Raw genomic sequence first — 17,349 nt, 5'->3', positions numbered from 1 at the left:
TCGCAACCGGTGAATTCTGAGCAAAAGCCTAGTATTGGTTGCAATATTAAGTGGAAGCCGGGGAATGAACCGGCTTATTTTGGTGTTTGATATGTTGTTGAATTGAGAATGAAGAATGAATAATTTAGAATGAAGAATGCAGAATGAAGAATTAAGAATGTAGAATTAAGAATGTAGAAGAATGTAGAATTAAGAATGTAGAAGAATGTAGAAGAATGTAGAAGAATGTAGAATTAAGAATTTAGAATGCAGAATGCAGGGTGTTGCTGAATCAAGGAATGAATAGAAGTAGAGTGGGCTACTGCCCGCCCGAAAATAAGCATGAAACTGGCAAGATGCCAGTTCCACCAAGATGCCCATTCCACAAAACTCTTAAAATCATTCCATTATTAAGCAACGCCGAATGCCGAATGCCGAATTCTAAATGCCGAATTCTTAATACCGAATTCTTAATACCGAATTCTTAATACCGAATTCTCAATTCTCAATTCTACATTCTTAATTATACCTTCTTAATTCTTAATTCTCAATTCTTAATTATACCTATAGCATTATCATTTGAGACAACCAATATGTCCCTCAGCGAACTTTTACCCACTGTCAGTAAACTATCTCATCAAGATAAACTTCGACTAATTCACTTTCTCCTCCTTGCAGTTGCTAAAGAAGAAGGATGTAGCCTAGAATCTGCTGAAGATAGTGATTCAGAAAACGTACTTATGAATCAGTTGGCATCAACTGAAGCTGTGATCTGGTCTCCTCTGGCAGATCATGAGGCAGTTCAAGCCTTGTCAGATCTTCTGGTAGCAGCACAGGAAGCAGCTAATGGTTGATGGTCAACGTTTTCCATTTACCAAAGACTGGATTATTATTCGGGATTGGAAGCAATGGTCTGTGACTTCTGCAGCCACTTTTATTTAGTTAGTATCCAACGATTTACTGTTTGATTAAAGTTGATAAAGCCTGGTGTAGTTTCATAGGTTTTAACAAGCTCAAACCCAGCTTTAGGTAAGGTTATATTGGGAGCTGGATTGAGAGCATAAGGCTCACAAAACAGGTTTTGCAAATGGAATTTAGTAAAATAGCAAGAAATTGATTCGTTAATAAAATATGTGCCATTGCCGCTTCTTCGTTTCTCTGGTTGCCAAAGGTGTAAATGCATGAATGCTTCTTGACCATAGATAATTTTGTTGAGATTAGAATGCCCAACAGGAGTATCGTCTATTTCCCAGATGACGTAGTATAATCTTCTGTGTTCTACTGGCCGTTCAAAATCTTCAAGCAGTATTTGACGCCACTTGTCCGAATTTGGAAGTTTACTTGGCTCTACCCCCATTCCCCTGAGAAATTCGTGGTCAGCATTTAGGAAATAGTTTATCATTAAGTCAATATCACGGGCTTCAAATTCTCTAATACTTCGTTTCAAATGTTTCTCCTATTTGAATAATAGTTCTGGCTAGCGGTTCAACTTTCTTAGAGACTGTTTATAAAGTAAATCTTAGACAGTTATAGTCTTGACTATTGGTGGGTTACGGCGGATAATTATCTTAAAAGGTGAGCTTTGACAGTACTCGCCGCCTAACCCACCCTACGCCAGGATTTCAGCCAAGTTTAACAAACAGTCTCTTACCCCGACTCCCGACTCCCGACTCCCGACTCCCGAAAACCCCAAGGGCGGCGTACCTCACCGAATTGAGAACTGCTAAAAGATTAGATATTATATTCCTCTGCCCATTTCTTTAGCTCCTCCAGAAATCTCAGGGCTGTTCGACCAAAATCTGTGATCTCATAGGCCACAGCAATGGGCTTGGTACTGATTACGTTACGGTTGACTAGGCCCGTATCCTCCATTTCTCTAAGCCGCTGGGTCACCATTTTTTTGCTAGCTCCCCCGATCTGACGCGCCAGATCGTTGAACCGCATCGGGCCATCCTTGAGATGCCAAAGAATCGATCCTTTCCATTTGCCACCCAAAATCCGCATTCCACGCTCGATTGGACAGGGGCTGAGACAGGGGTCAATGGCCTTCTTGATGCGTTCGCTATCGGTTTTGATCTCGATGTCGCTATCAGTTTCGATGTCGATGTCGCTATCTGTGTCAATTTCGATATCGCTATCTGTTTCCATGTCCATGAAGGAACTCATATTTTATACCTGGTTACTAAACGTATACTAGTTGACTATCGTAACTTAAATTTTTACCATGAAGCAATACATGAAGCAATAACTGTACACATTATCTGATGGGAGGAAGTAGTCTGATGAAAACCCTGCTTTTGATTTTGGGCAAAGAGACTAAGGAGTTCGCCAAAGGCCGCTACAATCAAGGTCTTTTTGAGATAGCGGTGGAGATATTGAAAGATCAATACGAGCTACTGACCACTGTTGTGGAAGACGGCTACAACATTCCAGAGGAGATTGGAAAATTCAAGGAAGCTGATGCGGTCATCTTTCAGTACCCAGTTTACTGGTTCATGATGCCGTCAACCCTAAAGCGTTACATAGACGATGTCTACGCCTATGGTCAGTTTTTCGGGCACAGTAATGGCTCATAGGGATCGGGTGGCCTGATGAATGGCAAGAAATTCATGCTATCCACCACATGGAATGCGCCCGCCGACGTCTTTAATAATCCCAATAGTTTTTTTGAAGGACTCTCACTACAAGAGGTGCTGCTGCCCATGCGTAAGAGCTATGAGTTTTGTGGCTTCGAGGAATTGCCCCATTTCGCGTGCTACAACGTCATCAAAAATCCACAATTTGACGCTGACCGAGACCGGTACATCAGTCACCTAAAGATGGTGTTTCTTGACCCCGCCCATGATTTAGGTGTTGAAGTAGCCGAGCCTCTGTCTGCTCCGTGCTCCAAAGCTCTTTAAAACTAACTCTTAGTAAGTATCTCATCCAAAGAAAAATCATGACGAAACAAGCTGAGATTCATCTCTACACCGCATCGACTATGAACGGATGGAAGCCGCTGATCTTTCTTCATGAAGCAGAGGTGGACTATGAGATGACCTATATTGATTTTTCCAAAAAAGAACAGAAATCAGACTGGTACAGATCCCTTAATCCCAATGGGCGCATCCCGACCATCGTGGATCGTGGTAATGACGATTTTGTGGTTTTTGAGTCGGGTGCGATTCTTTGGTATCTAGCTGAGAAATATCAAAAGTTCCTTCCCGAGGGGGAAAAAGCTCGATCCCAAGCACTTCAGTGGCTGATGTTTCAGATGAGTGGCATTGGACCGATGATGGGTCAATCGATGTACTTTCAGCGGATTGCAGAACCTCAAGGGCATCGTGATGAATTTGCCATCAAGCGCTATGGGTCAGAATCACGCAGGCTGCTGGAAGTCTTGGATCAGCAGCTTGAGGGGAAAAGTTATATCCTTGGTAATGAGTTCACTATTGTAGATATGGCCACTTATCCTTGGGCACGAGCTTATTACTGGGCGAAAGTATCGGTGGATGGGCTGAACAACCTTCAAGGCTGGTTTGAGCGTATTGATGCTCGACCTGCAACTCAACGTGCACTAGAGCTCCCGAAACCTTTTCCTGCTTTTTTTGGAAAAGGGGATGTGGCTGCAGCAGAAGCGGCTAATTCTGCACGTTTTCAAAGTGATGTTAAACCATAAGCCATGGATGATGGAAACAAAAATTAACATTCGGGGAAATAAAAATGTGATAAAATCCTAGTCGTTGATCAGGGAAGATTGGGCAAAATTTTTGTCCAAGGTGTTTGTTTGCCAAAAATGTTGGTCAAAAATAAGCACATCCCTTGATTTGATCCAATAAAAGGCTATCTATACCTTTTTGACTGTTTACAGTTAACTGTTAACCGTTAACTATTGATTGCCCCGGGATCTTCTTTTTAGGGTTAGATATAGAGGATTATTAAGGGATAAATTCTGTCAAAATCCCGAAGAGTTGGGGAAAATTCAGCTCCTATCCTCTTGAGATCTGCCCCCCTCAGTCTAAATCGAGCGATGTTACAGCTGTGCCGATCTTCCGGTGGTAAGGTCGGGAGCAACTGTTGACAGTTAACGGTTAACACTGAACAGTGAACCAAACTATACACCTTATATCTTCTTTGATTAACACTCAAAAGTCAACCAAACTGTACAGGTCACATCGTCATTAACGTCTGATTAACACGAAAAACCAATGATTCGTTACCAACACAAGAAATTTAGCATTTTGTTTGGCAGTCTCTTAATCGTTGGGGCATGGTGGTTACCTGTCCAAGCTCAACAGACCACTAATTCACCCAATGAGCAAGCGGTTACGACTGAAGATTCAACTATTCCGAAAGCGGTTACTACTGCAGATCCAACTATTCCGATTGAGGAGCTAGAGCTATTGCTCAAGCCATTCACTAAGGATGAGCTGGATGGTGAAGCTCAGGGGTGGATGTCCTTGCTGAAAACTAAAGTTAAAGAACTCAGCGATGCGGAAATTGCTGTCAAGCGCAAAAATCGAGAGCTTCAAAAAACTAAGGAAGCTGTTGATGCCCTAGAAGATGCCAAAAAGGCTCTTGAGGAAGGGACTGAGCCATCGCCATCAGGTGGCGTAAAAGCTAAAGAGGGGGCGGAAGAAGCACAGGAAGCTCTCGAAAAAGCTCAGGAGTCAGTAAAAGAAGCAGTCAAACAAGGAGAAAAGACCGAGCAGGATAAAACCTCGCAAGGGGCGATTGATCAAGCAGTTGAAGGTACTCAACAGCAGAAAGATAAAGCCAAAACCTCAAGCTCAGAAGAGGAAGTTGCTAAGGTTCAAGAGCAGATCGGGACAATTAGCAACAAAGTCGTTACGGATGAACAAGAGCAGAAAAAGACTGAACAGGGACTGGAAAAAGCCAAAGAAAACATAGAAGAAGCGGTCGAGGCGAAGGCCGAAGTTAAAAAGCAAGTACTGGTCAACATGACCAGATTGCGGGATGAACGCACTGCTTTGAGCGATCGCTTTGAGGTGGTACTTCAAGAGCTGGAACTTAAAGGCGGTGATGTCAAGTCGTACAAAAAATACATCGATGCCATCAGTGGGATTAAGGTAGACGTAAGCGACACTGAAGGAACCTGGATTACCATCGTCGGCTGGCTCCAGTCTAAAGAAGGAGGTGTCCGCTGGGCGAATAACATTGGCAAATGTATAGGAATCGTTGCTGGTTTTAGCATCCTATCGGTGATCTTAAGTACACTCCTCGAGAAATCTTTGTGGATGTTCCCGAATATTTCAGTGATGTTGGGTCAGTTCTTGGTTAGTCTAACCCGCCAAGGATTATTTGTGGTGGGTATTATTGTAGGGATTACTGCCCTAGAGGTCAGTATTGGCCCACTGATCGCTATGATTGGAGCTGCTGGTTTTGTGGTAGCATTTGCGTTACAAAGTACCCTCGGTAACTTTGCCAATGGGTTAATGATATTACTCTATAAACCTTTCGACGTGGGGGATATGATTGAAGTAGCTGGGGTAAAAGGAGAGGTTGAGAATGTTAACTTAATTTGCACCACCATCAAGACTCCTGGAAATAAAATTATTATTGTGCCCAACAATTCAGTCTGGGGTAACGTTATCGAGAATGAAACCACTAGCCCCGTCCGCGCTATGTTTATCACAGTAAGGGTCAGCTACCAAAATAGTATTACTCAAACGAGCCAAGTTCTTAAAGATATTGCTAACTCTCATCCTTTAGTATTGAAAGACCCAGAACCTTGGATTACGACCGGTGAATTGGCTGAATATGCTGTTAAGATTTGGTTTAAAGCATATACTAAGACAGAGGATTACTGGACTGTCTATCCTGACATCAATCGAATTATAAAAGAAAGATTAGAACAAGAGGGAATTGTGATCCCACTGCCGAGACAGGAACTATACATTAGCGAATCTATGGCTAAGGAAGAGGGCAGTATGGCAAAAAGGTTTAAAGACATGACGTTATCTTAGCTATACCCTTAGGAAACTTGTAGAACTGGCACAGAACTTACCGATAGTTTCAACCAAAGCTTCTAGCATGACCAATAAAGTTACCACCGGAGAATTTCCAATGCTCAATACTCACTCTGGTAAAAATCCCCTATTGGCTTTGCTACTGCTAGTTCCTGCTGCGAGTATCGGTATAGCAATGGCACTATATATTGCTCCAGGATCATTAGGGCAGGCAGTATCCTTATTTTGCAAAGTCTGGTTACTAGCACTGCCTCTTGCTTGGTTTTTCTGGGTGGATCGTGGCAAGTTACGTATATCCTGGCCGAAGGGACAGGAGTTGTTGACTGGAACTATTTTGGGACTGTTGATGTTTGGGATCATCCTTGGGGCTTATTGGCTTTTCGGTCAGCACTGGATTGATCAGACGGATCTTCGCACTAAAGCCCAAGAAGTCGGCATAACTAGTGCATACATTTACCTACTCGGGGCGATGTATTGGACTTTGATTAATGCGTTCCTGGAAGAGTATATCTGGCGTTGGTTTGTCTGGAGCAAGTGCCAGATTCTCATCCCAGGACTTGGGTCAGTATTCCTTTGTGCATTGCTGTTTACCCTCCATCATATTATTGCTTTAACCTTTTATACCCAAGATTGGCTGGTGGTCATCCTTGGCTCATTAGGGGTGTACATGGCTGGAGCAGTATGGTCGTGGTGCTATCTAACCTACCGTTCCATCTGGTCTGGTTATGTTAGTCATGTTCTTGCTGATTTAGCGATCGCAATTGTCGGTTGGCAACTCCTATTCGGGTAACTAAGTTGTTGACTCAGGATAATTACCCTTAATAAAAATCTCCCCATCTCCCCATCTCCCCATCTCCCCATCTCCCCATCTCCCCATCTCCCCACCCTCCCATTAATTATCGCTATTCAACCGGACTTGATATTAGGTTTCATGTATCGCGTACCAGAGGTACAGGTTTCTTGAATTTCAACGGCATACAATCCTGGTAAACCTGCTTCTTCAAGTCGCTCAAAAACCCACTTGGCGATCGCTTCACTAGTAGGATTCTCTAAGCCAGTTGTCTCATTGAGGTAATAATGATCCAAAAAGTTATCTAACAGAGGCTTGAGATAGGTCTTGATATCTCCATAGTCCATTATCATCCCCTGTTTGGAACCCTCCTCAATCAGTTGATTACCTTTGACATATACTCGCCCCACCCAGCTATGGCCATGTAACCGACTACATTTGCCGTCATGATGGGGAAGGCGATGAGCAGCTTCAAACCGAAACTCCTTGTAATTTAACCATTCTTCCATCATTTAGAATTTAGAATTTAGAATTTAGAATTTAGAATTTAGAATTTAGAATTTAGAATTTAGAATTTAGAATTTAGAATTTAGAATTATCTGACAATTCCTAGAAAAAACTCTATTGAGTTTAACCTAATTGTAAGAGGTAATCTAGACAAATATAACAGGTTACTGAATAAACTAGAGCCGATTAGTTTTGGTGTTTATGATAAATTAAGATTAGGGTTCAGGATTTATTGGGAAATCATAATCAAGTTTTAATATAGCCATAAACGGTTACCAAAATTGCTGATATCTATCGCTATTTTAAACATAGCATGAACTACGATAAAAGCCATGCATACCTACTCCCTACTCCCTACTCCCTACTCCCTACTCCCTACTCCCTACTCCCTGTGCTATACCATAAACGAAGGAACCAAGGGGAGTTGATATCACTGATGACTAAGATGCGAATAGAAACCGATAGTATGGGGGAAATCGAAGTTCCTGCTGATCGGTATTGGGGCGCTCAAACTCAGCGATCGCTAAAATATTTCTCGATTGGACAAGACTTTATCCCCCCGGAAGTCATAACAGCGATGGCTATTCTGAAAAAAGCGGCTGCTCTGACTAACTCTGAACTGGGTAAACTACCAGAGGATAAAGCTAAGTTAATCATTGAAGCAGCAACTGAGGTCATCGAAGGCCAGCTAGACGGTAACTTCCCTCTCCGTGTTTGGATGACTGGTAGTGGTACCCAGTGCAACATGAACGTGAACGAGGTGATTGCTAATCGTGGGATTGAACTAGCTGGGGGGGTGATGGGTAGCAAAAACCCAATTCATCCCAATGACCACGTCAATATGTCCCAATCCTCTAATGATACCTTTCCCACAGCCATGCACATCGCGTCAGCGGTAGCCTTTGATGAGCGACTGATGCCCAAGGTCAAGAAAATGCGGGATGCTCTAGAAGAGAAGGCGAAAGCATGGGATAATATCGCTAAAATTGGGCGCACTCACCTTCAAGATGCTGTACCGTTAACCTTGGGTCAAGAGTTTTCCGGTTACGTTGCCCAGCTAGATGCTAATTTAGCACGGATAGACTCTGTTCTTCCTGGCTTATACGAGTTGGCGATTGGTGGAACCGCTGTCGGGACTGGGTTAAATGCTGGCAAGGGGTTTGCAGAAAAGGCTGCTGAGCATATTGCTAAGTTGACTGGCTTGCCCTTTGTGTCTGCTCCTAACAAGTTTGCGGCTCTAGCAGCTCATGATGACATGGTTATGGCTAGCGGTGCCCTCAAAACCCTAGCCTGCTCGTTATTGAAGATTGCTAATGATATCCGTTTCCTAGGGTGTGGACCACGCTGCGGGTTTGGGGAACTGAAGCTGCCATCCAATGAGCCAGGGTCTTCGATTATGCCAGGGAAAGTTAATCCGACCCAGTGCGAAGCGATGACTATGGCAGCTACTCAGGTGATGGGCTACGATAGTGCGATCGCATTTGCTGGTGCTCAGGGGCACTTTGAGTTGAATACCTTTAAGCCCATGATTGTGTTCAACTTGCTCCAATCTGTCCATCTACTTGCTGACAGCTGCAACAATTTCACAGACTTCCTGCTGAAGGGACTCGAACCGAATCGAGAGAAAATCCAGTATTTCCTGGAACAGTCCCTGATGCTAGTCACTGCTTTGAGTCCAATCATCGGTTACGACAAAGCTGCAGAAGTGGCGCACCATGCTTCTGAGAAGAACCTTACCCTCAAAGCAGCTTGCCTAGAATTAGGCTATGTTTCTGCTGTTGAGTTTGACCAGATTGTTGATCCCTATCGGATGGCCTATCCCCTTGATTAGTTTTTTAGGGAGTAGGGAGTAGGGAGTAGGGAGTAGGGGGAAGAGTGTGGGGAGAGGGGGGAGATTTGTAAATACTATATTGAGCAATTCCCAGCAACCTTTAACTATAAACTGAAAAGGATAATGTTAGCAATTTTAAAATGTTTGATTTTAATATCCTATGTGATTTCTCCCGTAACCATTGTGTAGCCATCTGTGCCATTTTAGTTCCTGCTAACTTGCTCCTGACCTTACAAACTATCATCTTTACTGTGATTGGTTATCCCCAAGTTCAGGTGCGGAAAGCTGCTTTAGTTGCGTGCATCCCAGCTTTGGCCATGCTATTCCATGTTTATAGTTGGTTGATGATTGGAGTAGTGATGGCTCCGACCTACATTCTGTTTACTTTAGCAGCTGTCTGCTTAAGTATTAATTTTTGGGCAATAAACTATTATAGTAGATTAGTTTATTTTAGGGAATAGGGAATCGGGAATAGGGAATCGGAACCCACCCCTAACCCCTCCCAGGAGGGGAACGGGAATCGGGAATGGGGAATCGGGAATGGGGAATCGGGAATGGGGAATCGGGAACAGAGGAACCCACCCCTAACCCCTCCCAGGAGGGGAACAGAGGCAAGAGGCAAGAGGCAAAAAGTCGGTAGTGGTAAACAATTCGTGATTTTAGCTCCCGAAACCTTGACCAGACCTGGGCTAAACCACTACCCGACTCCCGACTCCCGACTCCCGACTCCCTACTCCCCATCTGCTTCATCTTTACCGTTGATTTGTTGGTTACGGTTCGAGCCATTCCATCGTATGGATTCGGTTAAGTCATCATCGATGTGGAAAATAGCTTGTACTGGTCCGTAGCGTTCTTGAATTCCCCCCTGAATCCGTTCAGCAATCAGGGAAATGACTCCTGAGAACTCTGGATGCACTACCAAATGCATTTCAACATACATGAAGCGTCCTACAACACCCCGGCACTGAATTTGATCACAGCGAGTGACACCTCCAACTTGATGGGCTATGTTAGCGATCGCTTCTGGATCAATGGGAGTTTGTTTGACTAGCAGGGGCAATTGCCAGTTGATAACTTGCCAACAATTTGCCCCGGCAAAAAGCACCAGCACACTACTCAACAGTGGATCCAGCCATAGGAAACCTCGGGAAACCCCCCAAAGCCCACCGAGTACTAGTATAGTTAAGCCCACATCCTGAAGCATTTGAGCGGCCTGAAAGCGTAGGGTAGGACTCCTGACCACTTTAGCTTGGTAAATCATCAGGCAAGACCAACCAAGGCTCATGGCTAATACTGCTCCCAACAATTGTATTAAGGGTAAACTGAGCCGGACAGGAATAGTTAAGGTTCCTCCCTGAATCAGAGTTAGTAACTGCTGAGAGGAGAGTAAGCACAAATTTCCCCCAGCAAAGCCGAAAAAGGCAATTAGCACAAAGGTAATCACCGTTTCCCGTTTACCATGACCATAGACTGACAGATCTGGCGAATTGTCATAGGTAGTGATCATCAGCAAATTGATAAGGGTATTAAAGCAAATTAATAGGGTGAACAGGGATTCCCCCATCAGACTGAGCGATTGGGTAGCCCAAGCTGCTGACACCTTGACTGATAAAACAAACAAGCTGAGCCAGAGGGTAATGAATAATACCAGACGACTAGTCTGATCGCGGTTTGGTCCTTCGGTCATGGCCTGAAGGTAACAGATGTGGATTACCTTCACATTATCTTTGATTACCCTATTATTGATTGAGGCATCAGGCAATTATGCCATTTTATGGCAGTTCTTAATGGTTTTGGGGAGTTGGGAGTCGGGAGTCGGGAGTGTGGGAGGTGTGGGGAGTGTGGGGCGGGGGCGCAGGGAGTGTGGGGCGGGGGCGCGGGGGGAGAAGAAAGAAGAGCAGAGAAGAGCAGAGAAAAGGAGAGAAGAGTAGCAGGGAAGAGGGGAAAAAATCCTGTGTACCTCATTACTATGAACACTGCTATTATTAATGAGCAAGTTTTAACCTTACAAACTTGCTAACTTGCCAACTTAATAACCTTTAACTTGATAACTTAATAATCTTCAACTTGCTAACTTGATAACTTGCTAACCTTCAACTTGATAACTTGCTAACCTTCAACTTGATAACTTGCTAACCTTCAACTTGCTAACTTGCTAACCTTCAACTTGCTAACTTGCTAACTTGATAACTTGCTAACTTGCCAACCTTGGCCAAAAGGCCACGCTACGCGAACAACTTGCTAACCTACCAACCCTTCCTTATATCCCATGACTTTTCCCAATCACCCAATGACGGCGGAAAAAACGGGAAAGAGCAGACTCTTTTAACGATAAATAAATGGGACGCCCGTGGGGACAAGTGCGAGGGTTTCTAGTCTTTTTCCACTGATCTAATAACTGCTGCATTTGTGATAAACTTAGAGGGATACCATTGCGAATTGCACTGCGGCAGGCAGTTGCTACTTGAGCGGTTTGTAAGTCTCCTCCTAAACTCAGCTCTAATAGGGCTTTGGCACAATCGTCTCGCTCGCGCAACAGTTCTGGTGCATTCCGTACTGCCCACAGCTCTTCTCCAAAGGGGTCAACTTCTAAACCAATCCGCTGTAGTTGTTCCACCTGCTTAGGGGATAACTGCTGGAGAATGATGGGAGGTTCTAAGGGGACTAACTGCCAGCGATCGCATAATTCTTCATACAACACCCGTTCATGGGCAATGTGCTGTTCAATTAACCAAATACCGGTGGGATGCTCTGCTACGATATACATATTATGAACTTGAGCTATGGCTCGCAGTTGAATTAGCCCAATATCATCAGTTTTGCTATCAATTTTGCTATCAGTTTTGTCAGTAATTTCTTGAGTGGCTGGTATCACTTCAATTGAACGACTAGTGGTGTAACCTCCTCTAGCTTCCGATGTTTTGAGTAACTGTTTTACCCTGTTCGAGTGAATCGCTTCTGGGAGAGTGGCTGGGGTGATCCGCAAAGCTTGCTCGATAGCTTCAGCAACTTGCTCTTGCCAGTAGGATACCGAGTGTAAGTAAATTTCGGTCTTGGCTGGATGACGATTCCAGTCGATTTGACTCGGACAAATCCGCAGGTGCAGGAAACAAATGGGATAGCGATCGCGAGGCAAGGTTCGAGCTAATGCTGTGATCATGGTTTGTTCCAACTCATGCGATCGCACAATCCGTCCATTAGTCGCTACCTTTACCCAGTCTGGACGTCTGCGATGGCATCGATCCGGTAATCCTAACACTAGCTCCATCAAACCATTTCCGAGATTTCCCTTAGTGCTTTTATCCTGTTCTTGTTCTGTTCCCGAATCCGGTATCGGCACCTCTACCGTTAGCGGCTGCAAATCACTTTCCTTTAAGTGCTTGATAATTTGAGGCAGAATCTGTTGGGCAGTATGACCAGGACAAAGATTAAACCATGGACGTCCATTTTGCTCCACTTGCCAGCTCACCCTAGGATGACACAGAGCATGTTGATGAATAATGGTTTGGACAGCACGCAACTGTTGTGCCATCGCCGGTAAACCCTGGCGACGCACGGGCAACTTACCAAATAAATTAGACACTATCACAATCGTACCGGGTGCGATCGCAGCAGTTTCAATCTGACGCAGTTCACCTTGGGAATTATAGAGCACTCGCCACCCCTGACTATTTCCTGAGCATCGGCTCAAAATTTCTAACTCTGCCACAGCCGCCAAACTATGCAACGCTTCCCCACGAAATCCCAAACTAGTAATCTTCCACAGATCATCACTACTAGAGATTTTGCTAGTACTGTGAGCAGAAGCCGCTTTTTGCAAATTCTTCACCTCCATCCCTGTGCCATTATCTGCCACTCGTACCCGCCATTGCTCAGTCCACAGGGAAACGGTAATCCGAGTTGCCCCAGCATCAAGGGAATTTTCGATCAGTTCTCGCACCACTGCGGCTATTGAATCAATGACTTCCCCAGCAGCAATTAGATGAACTACGTTTTTAGGTAGGGTTTGAATAATCATTTAAGGGAATTGGGAATTGGGAGTAGGGAATCGGGAATCGGGAATCGGGAGTAGGGAATCGGGAGTAGGGAATCGGGAATCGGGAATCGGGAATCGGTAAAAAATTGTACCTCATAAGTAGGATAAACGCTATATAGTTAATTTTTAATTAATTTTGTATAAAAGACAAACGACAACAAACAATTTTACTATAAATAATGTTATTAAACGGATTTACCTTAGTTCGATAGAACCAACGTGATCCAGGAATTAAGAATTTGGAGGATCGCGTCATTCCAAATTAATTATAAATTATTTACCCAATAATTAGTAATTCATTAGCGTTTGCTCAGCCATACAATTTTAGATTATATATCAACAATATTGAGGAGTATACTAATTCAGTAATTATGGTTATTTCTCTTAACAATAAAACTGCCAGTTTATGACCTATAATTGAGATTTACTGCTATAGTAGGTTGTGTATATAATCAAAAGTATTGCTGATCTAGCATAACCCTAAAAAAATATCCGAATGAGTCTGATAATTTCTAGATGAGCTACAGTCAATTTTCTGCCCTCTACTCCCGATTCCCGATTCCCAATTCCCGATTCCCGATTCCCGATTCCCGATTCCCTAACCCCTCCTGGGAGGGGTTAGGGGTGGGTTCCGATTCCCGATTCCCGATTCCCGATTCCCGATTCCCGATTCCCGATTCCCGATTCCCGATTCCCGATTCCCGATTCCCGATTCCCGATTCCCGACTCCCTAACGAAACAATGAACCAACAACGACAAAAACCCCACTACTCCATGTGTCAGGGATTCCGTATTCCCATGGGATTTCCGGTAACCTGTTTTGAATCTGGACTCAGTTACAATGCTCAACCGGAGGATAACTTTATTGTTACTTATCCCAAATGTGGCACAACTTGGGTTCAACATATTGTCTGGATGCTCAACCATGATGGCGAACCCCTACCTGTGGGCAAAGACATCAATTTAGAAGTACCTCATCTCGAAGAAGTGGGTGCTGATTTTGTAGCAGCCATGGCATCCCCAAGGTTTATTAAAACTCATATTTCTTACTCATTCACCCCTTATTGTGCTGATGCCAAGTATATCTATATTGCTCGCAATCCCTTTGATTGTGTTGTTTCTTTTTATTACCATACTAAAGGGTTTGTGAAGCACTATAATTTTGCAGAAGGAACCTTTAATGATTTTTTTGAATGCTTTATTGAAGGGGAAGTTGATTGGGGCGATTATTTCGAGCATTTACTGTCTTGGTATGACCATCGCCAGGATGACAATGTTTTGTTTATCACTTACGAAGCTATGAAAGCTGATACTCCCAACTATATTCGAGAAATTGCTAAGTTTTTAGGGAGTTCATACCTAGACAAACTCAATAATGCTGAAATTTTCAATAGCATTCTTAAACACACCAGTTTTACCAGCATGAGCCAAGACCAAAGTCGGTGGTCGAGTCAGCGACCTAAAGAAATGACACCGTTTATCCGCAAAGGAGAAATCGGAGATTGGAAGAATCATTTTTCTGACGATCAAATAGCCCGTTTATATGATAAATTTATAAAGAAGACTGCTGGAACAGATATAGCAATGTTGTGGGCTGATTTGATTCCCAATTAAAACCAAACCAATTTTAATAATCCTGATTACACAGGAATGTTTACCTGTTCAAGAGTATGTTAGCATTGTTAATGCCTAATTCAGATCCCCCTAAATCCCCCTTAATAAGGGGGACTTTTGAATCTAATTCCCCCCTTTTTTAAGGGTGGTTAGGGGGGATCTATATACCTAATTATAAAAGTAAAATTCTCCCTGTTCCCTGTTCCCTGTTCCCTACTCCCTACTCCCTACTCCCTACTCCCTACTCCCTAAAACCCAGCAGAAAGTACCTCACCCAATTCAAAACTGCTCACATGGACACCTACGAATATCAAGTCGGTGGTAGTTTAAAATTAGATGCCCCTAGTTATGTAGAGCGTCGAGCTGATGCTGAACTTTATAACGCTTTAATTAGGGGTGAGTTTTGTTATGTGTTCAACTCCCGACAGATGGGTAAGTCTAGCTTGCGCTTACGCATCAAGTATCGACTGCAACAGGCTGGTTTTAGCTGCGCTTCTATTGATATGACTCGAATTGGTAGTGAAACTATTACTCCCCTGACAAACAATAGCGCTATTGTTTAGGGAGTGGCTATTAGCCCAGAAGGTAAAACCATTGCGTCAGCGTCAGGGGACAAAACCGTTAAGCTTTGGCGCTATAATGGGGCATTACTAAGGACGTTTCAGGGGCATAATGACCGCGTTTACAACGTTGCCATCAGCCCAGATGGTCAAACCATTGCGTCCGCGTCAGGGGATAAAACCGTTAAACTCTGGCATGCTGATGGCACTTTACTCAATACTCTTCAGGGCCATAGCGATCGCGTTTACAACGTTGCCATCAGCCCAGATGGTAAAACCATTGCGTCCGCGAGTTGGGACGGAACCGTTAACCAGTGGAGTTGGGAAGGCACATTACTCACTACCCTACGAGGGCATCAAGATTTAGTGTACGGTGTGGCCATCAGCCCAGACGGAAAAACTATTGCATCGGCGAGTTGGGATGGAACGGTTAGGCTCTGGAAACCCGATGGCATCATCCTCACCAGGCTCAGGGGGCATAGTGATTTAGTTTGGGGAGTTGCCATTAGCCCAGACGGAAAAACCATTGCATCGGCGAGTTGGGATCAGACCGTGAAACTGTGGAATACAGACGGTAGCCTACAAAGAACCCTGAATGGCCATAGCGCTAGAGTTTCAGGAATAGCGATTAGCCCCGATGGTAAGATGATTGCTTCCGCTAGTGCCGATAACACTATCAAGCTCTGGCACAGAAACGGTAGCTTGCTAAAAACCTTAACAAACCATAGCAGCGCTGTTTTAGCAGTAGTCTTCAGCTCCGACGGTGAGATGATGGCTTCCGCTAGTGCCGATAAAACCATTAAGCTCTGGAAACGGGACGGTACCTTAATTAATACCCTTAACGGCCATAGCGATCGCATTGATGGAGTAGCCTTCAGCAAAGATGGGACTCTAATTGCTTCCGCCAGTTGGGATAAAACTGTCAAGCTTTGGACGCCAGACGGAACCTTGATTACTACCCTCAAGGGACACCATGACCGGGTTTACAGCGTTGCCATCAGTCCCGACGGTGAAACCATTGCGTCCGCGAGTTGGGACAAAACCATTAAACTCTGGAAGCGCGATGGAACCTTGATTACTACCCTCAACGGTCATCAAGCAGGAGTATTAGGAGTAGTGTTTAGCCCTGACGGTAACAGAATTGCTAGCGCTAGTTATGACAAAACCGTCAAACTCTGGAAGCAGGATGGAACCCTTTTAACTACCCTGAAAGGACATAGCGATGGCGTCTTAGCCGTAGTTTTCAGCCCCGATGGTGAGATGATCGCCTCCGCCAGTGGAGACAACACTGTTATTATATGGAATTTAGATCAAGTCCTGGATTTAGACCAGTTACTAATCTATGGTTGCAATTGGATACAAGATTATTTGAACACCAACTCGGAGGTTAATGATGTTTGTCACCCTTAACTTAGAAAATGTAGATTTCACCGATCAGCAATTTTATCATCTTTGTAAAATAAATCCAGAGTTACAGTTAGAGCGCACTGCTAAGGGAGAATTAATTATCATGCCACCAGTAGGAGGAATTAGTGGAAATCAAGAAGCAGATTTGATTACTGAACTAACGATTTGGAACCGTCAAACTAACATGGGAAAAGTTTTCAGTTCCTCCACCATGTTTAAACTCCCTAACGGCGGAGATAGATCCCCCGATGCAGCTTGGGTAAAGTTAGACCGTTGGCAAGCCCTCACACCAGAACAACAGCAAAAGTTTCCCCCGATTTGCCCTGATTTTGTGATTGAATTGCGTTCACGGACAGATACACTTAAGTCTCTACAAGACAAGATGAAAGAATACCTCAACAGTGGCTTACAACTAGGTTGGTTAATTAACCCTCAGAATCAGCAAGTAGAAATATACCGTCCCAATCAACCAGTAGAAATAGTCGGATTTCCAGTTAGTTTATCTGGAGAAGAGGTACTACCTGGATTTGTTTTGACAGTACCTATTTGAAGAAGAGAGTGTGGGGAGTGGGGGGAGATGGGGAGTGGGGGGAGATGGGGAGAGGGGGAGATGGGGAGATGGGGAGATGGGGAGGTGGGGAGATGGGGAGAGGGGG

Annotated in this window: 20 protein-coding genes and 1 pseudogene; 13 read left to right on the top strand and 8 right to left on the bottom strand. The window is 44.1% G+C overall.

Features of this window, described 5'->3' with window-relative positions; translation table 11 throughout:
* Nucleotides 1-572: 572 nt before the first annotated feature.
* Nucleotides 573-833 (top strand): hypothetical protein, encoded by a 261-nt coding sequence (locus F6K51_RS30810; RefSeq protein WP_293027713.1) that lies wholly within the window; start codon nucleotides 573-575, stop codon nucleotides 831-833.
* Between the two features lie 80 nt (nucleotides 834-913).
* Here F6K51_RS30810 and F6K51_RS30805 read toward each other — a convergent pair whose 3' ends face one another.
* Entirely contained in the window at nucleotides 914-1,426 is a 513-nt protein-coding gene (locus F6K51_RS30805; RefSeq protein WP_293027710.1) for a GNAT family protein, read from the bottom strand.
* Nucleotides 1,427-1,554: 128 nt separating this feature from the next.
* Here F6K51_RS30805 and F6K51_RS30800 point away from each other — a divergent pair, with 128 nt between their 5' ends.
* Nucleotides 1,555-1,743, top strand: a complete 189-nt coding sequence (locus F6K51_RS30800) for a hypothetical protein (protein ID WP_293027707.1) — start codon at nucleotides 1,555-1,557, stop codon at nucleotides 1,741-1,743.
* Here F6K51_RS30800 and F6K51_RS30795 read toward each other — a convergent pair.
* Complete coding sequence (locus tag F6K51_RS30795; protein ID WP_293027704.1) at nucleotides 1,711-2,145, bottom strand: helix-turn-helix domain-containing protein; 435 nt, start codon at nucleotides 2,143-2,145, stop codon at nucleotides 1,711-1,713. The genes F6K51_RS30800 and F6K51_RS30795 overlap by 33 nt on opposite strands.
* A 98-nt stretch (nucleotides 2,146-2,243) precedes the next feature.
* On the opposite strand from F6K51_RS30795, the pseudogene F6K51_RS30790 reads away from it, so the two are divergent.
* From F6K51_RS30790 to F6K51_RS30775, 4 genes and pseudogenes are all read left to right on the top strand, one after another.
* Nucleotides 2,244-2,879 (top strand): annotated as a pseudogene (locus F6K51_RS30790) (NAD(P)H-dependent oxidoreductase).
* Between the two features lie 38 nt (nucleotides 2,880-2,917).
* On the top strand, nucleotides 2,918-3,637 hold the full coding sequence (locus F6K51_RS30785) for a glutathione S-transferase family protein (protein WP_293027701.1): 720 nt from the start codon (nucleotides 2,918-2,920) through the stop codon (nucleotides 3,635-3,637).
* Between the two features lie 529 nt (nucleotides 3,638-4,166).
* A complete protein-coding gene (locus F6K51_RS30780; protein ID WP_293027698.1) occupies nucleotides 4,167-5,945 on the top strand; it encodes a mechanosensitive ion channel domain-containing protein in 1,779 nt (592 codons plus the stop codon).
* A gap of 100 nt (nucleotides 5,946-6,045) precedes the next feature.
* Entirely contained in the window at nucleotides 6,046-6,738 is a 693-nt protein-coding gene (locus tag F6K51_RS30775; protein ID WP_293027694.1) for a CPBP family intramembrane glutamic endopeptidase, read from the top strand.
* Here the strand turns inward: F6K51_RS30775 and F6K51_RS30770 are convergent.
* Both F6K51_RS30770 and queD read right to left on the bottom strand, forming a co-directional pair.
* Entirely contained in the window at nucleotides 6,681-6,833 is a 153-nt protein-coding gene (locus tag F6K51_RS30770; RefSeq protein ID WP_293027691.1) for a hypothetical protein, read from the bottom strand. The two genes, F6K51_RS30775 and F6K51_RS30770, sit on opposite strands and share 58 nt — an antisense overlap.
* Nucleotides 6,834-6,854: 21 nt before the next feature.
* The gene (gene queD, locus F6K51_RS30765) at nucleotides 6,855-7,247 is read right to left on the bottom strand and encodes a 6-carboxytetrahydropterin synthase QueD (protein WP_293027718.1); all 393 of its coding nucleotides are present in this window, start codon (nucleotides 7,245-7,247) and stop codon (nucleotides 6,855-6,857) included.
* 434 nt (nucleotides 7,248-7,681) lie between these two features.
* On the opposite strand from queD, the gene fumC reads away from it, so the two are divergent.
* On the top strand, nucleotides 7,682-9,076 hold the full coding sequence (gene fumC / locus F6K51_RS30760) for a class II fumarate hydratase (RefSeq protein ID WP_293027716.1): 1,395 nt from the start codon (nucleotides 7,682-7,684) through the stop codon (nucleotides 9,074-9,076).
* A 140-nt stretch (nucleotides 9,077-9,216) separates the two neighbouring features.
* Nucleotides 9,217-9,537, top strand: coding sequence for a hypothetical protein (locus F6K51_RS30755; protein WP_293027688.1), 321 nt, complete (start codon nucleotides 9,217-9,219; stop codon nucleotides 9,535-9,537).
* A gap of 31 nt (nucleotides 9,538-9,568) precedes the next feature.
* Here the strand turns inward: F6K51_RS30755 and F6K51_RS30750 are convergent, their stop codons facing one another.
* Entirely contained in the window at nucleotides 9,569-9,817 is a 249-nt protein-coding gene (locus F6K51_RS30750; protein ID WP_293027685.1) for a hypothetical protein, read from the bottom strand.
* Entirely contained in the window at nucleotides 9,807-10,763 is a 957-nt protein-coding gene (locus F6K51_RS30745; protein WP_293027682.1) for a cation transporter, read from the bottom strand. The genes F6K51_RS30750 and F6K51_RS30745 overlap by 11 nt, the downstream gene beginning before the upstream one ends.
* A 16-nt stretch (nucleotides 10,764-10,779) precedes the next feature.
* On the opposite strand from F6K51_RS30745, the gene F6K51_RS30740 reads away from it, so the two are divergent.
* A complete protein-coding gene (locus F6K51_RS30740; protein ID WP_198954364.1) occupies nucleotides 10,780-11,007 on the top strand; it encodes a hypothetical protein in 228 nt (75 codons plus the stop codon).
* Between the two features lie 329 nt (nucleotides 11,008-11,336).
* On the opposite strand, the gene mutL is transcribed toward F6K51_RS30740, so the two are convergent.
* Both mutL and F6K51_RS30730 read right to left on the bottom strand, forming a co-directional pair.
* Entirely contained in the window at nucleotides 11,337-13,094 is a 1,758-nt protein-coding gene (mutL, locus tag F6K51_RS30735; protein ID WP_293027673.1) for a DNA mismatch repair endonuclease MutL, read from the bottom strand.
* Nucleotides 13,072-13,209, bottom strand: a complete 138-nt coding sequence (locus F6K51_RS30730) for a hypothetical protein (protein WP_293027671.1) — start codon at nucleotides 13,207-13,209, stop codon at nucleotides 13,072-13,074. The genes mutL and F6K51_RS30730 overlap by 23 nt, the downstream gene beginning before the upstream one ends.
* A 419-nt stretch (nucleotides 13,210-13,628) precedes the next feature.
* On the opposite strand from F6K51_RS30730, the gene F6K51_RS30725 reads away from it, so the two are divergent.
* The 4 genes from F6K51_RS30725 (at nucleotide 13,629) to F6K51_RS30710 (ending at nucleotide 17,243) form a co-directional block, all read left to right on the top strand.
* Nucleotides 13,629-14,726 carry a sulfotransferase domain-containing protein gene (locus F6K51_RS30725; protein WP_293027668.1) on the top strand — a complete coding sequence of 366 codons (1,098 nt, stop codon included), beginning with the start codon at nucleotides 13,629-13,631 and terminating at the stop codon, nucleotides 14,724-14,726.
* A 293-nt stretch (nucleotides 14,727-15,019) separates the two neighbouring features.
* Entirely contained in the window at nucleotides 15,020-15,289 is a 270-nt protein-coding gene (locus F6K51_RS30720) for an AAA-like domain-containing protein (protein ID WP_293027665.1), read from the top strand.
* A gap of 3 nt (nucleotides 15,290-15,292) precedes the next feature.
* A complete protein-coding gene (locus F6K51_RS30715) occupies nucleotides 15,293-16,696 on the top strand; it encodes a WD40 repeat domain-containing protein (protein ID WP_293027662.1) in 1,404 nt (467 codons plus the stop codon).
* Nucleotides 16,677-17,243 (top strand): Uma2 family endonuclease, encoded by a 567-nt coding sequence (locus tag F6K51_RS30710; RefSeq protein ID WP_293027658.1) that lies wholly within the window; start codon nucleotides 16,677-16,679, stop codon nucleotides 17,241-17,243. The genes F6K51_RS30715 and F6K51_RS30710 overlap by 20 nt, the downstream gene beginning before the upstream one ends.
* Nucleotides 17,244-17,349: the final 106 nt, after the last annotated feature.

The organism is Moorena sp. SIO3I8 (assembly GCF_010692325.1).
GTDB lineage: Bacteria > Cyanobacteriota > Cyanobacteriia > Cyanobacteriales > Coleofasciculaceae > Moorena.
The sequence above is the reverse complement of the archived record's forward strand: the minus strand, read 5'-3'. Positions and strand labels throughout refer to the sequence as shown.

Excerpts from the sequence above, each read along its gene's own strand:
- F6K51_RS30710 (WP_293027658.1), top strand. The coding sequence starts at position 16,677 with ATGATGTTTGTCACCCTTAACTTAGAAAATGTAGATTTCACCGATCAG.
- F6K51_RS30795 (WP_293027704.1), bottom strand. The coding sequence starts at position 2,145 with ATGAGTTCCTTCATGGACATGGAAACAGATAGCGATATCGAAATTGAC.
- F6K51_RS30725 (WP_293027668.1), top strand. The coding sequence starts at position 13,629 with ATGAGCTACAGTCAATTTTCTGCCCTCTACTCCCGATTCCCGATTCCC.
- F6K51_RS30810 (WP_293027713.1), top strand. The coding sequence starts at position 573 with ATGTCCCTCAGCGAACTTTTACCCACTGTCAGTAAACTATCTCATCAA.
- F6K51_RS30730 (WP_293027671.1), bottom strand. The coding sequence starts at position 13,209 with ATGAGGTACAATTTTTTACCGATTCCCGATTCCCGATTCCCGATTCCC.
- F6K51_RS30720 (WP_293027665.1), top strand. The coding sequence starts at position 15,020 with ATGGACACCTACGAATATCAAGTCGGTGGTAGTTTAAAATTAGATGCC.
- F6K51_RS30785 (WP_293027701.1), top strand. The coding sequence starts at position 2,918 with ATGACGAAACAAGCTGAGATTCATCTCTACACCGCATCGACTATGAAC.
- fumC (WP_293027716.1), top strand. The coding sequence starts at position 7,682 with ATGACTAAGATGCGAATAGAAACCGATAGTATGGGGGAAATCGAAGTT.
- F6K51_RS30755 (WP_293027688.1), top strand. The coding sequence starts at position 9,217 with ATGTTTGATTTTAATATCCTATGTGATTTCTCCCGTAACCATTGTGTA.
- F6K51_RS30745 (WP_293027682.1), bottom strand. The coding sequence starts at position 10,763 with ATGACCGAAGGACCAAACCGCGATCAGACTAGTCGTCTGGTATTATTC.
- F6K51_RS30780 (WP_293027698.1), top strand. The coding sequence starts at position 4,167 with ATGATTCGTTACCAACACAAGAAATTTAGCATTTTGTTTGGCAGTCTC.
- mutL (WP_293027673.1), bottom strand. The coding sequence starts at position 13,094 with ATGATTATTCAAACCCTACCTAAAAACGTAGTTCATCTAATTGCTGCT.
- F6K51_RS30740 (WP_198954364.1), top strand. The coding sequence starts at position 10,780 with ATGTGGATTACCTTCACATTATCTTTGATTACCCTATTATTGATTGAG.
- F6K51_RS30750 (WP_293027685.1), bottom strand. The coding sequence starts at position 9,817 with ATGGGGAGTAGGGAGTCGGGAGTCGGGAGTCGGGAGTCGGGTAGTGGT.
- F6K51_RS30775 (WP_293027694.1), top strand. The coding sequence starts at position 6,046 with ATGCTCAATACTCACTCTGGTAAAAATCCCCTATTGGCTTTGCTACTG.
- queD (WP_293027718.1), bottom strand. The coding sequence starts at position 7,247 with ATGGAAGAATGGTTAAATTACAAGGAGTTTCGGTTTGAAGCTGCTCAT.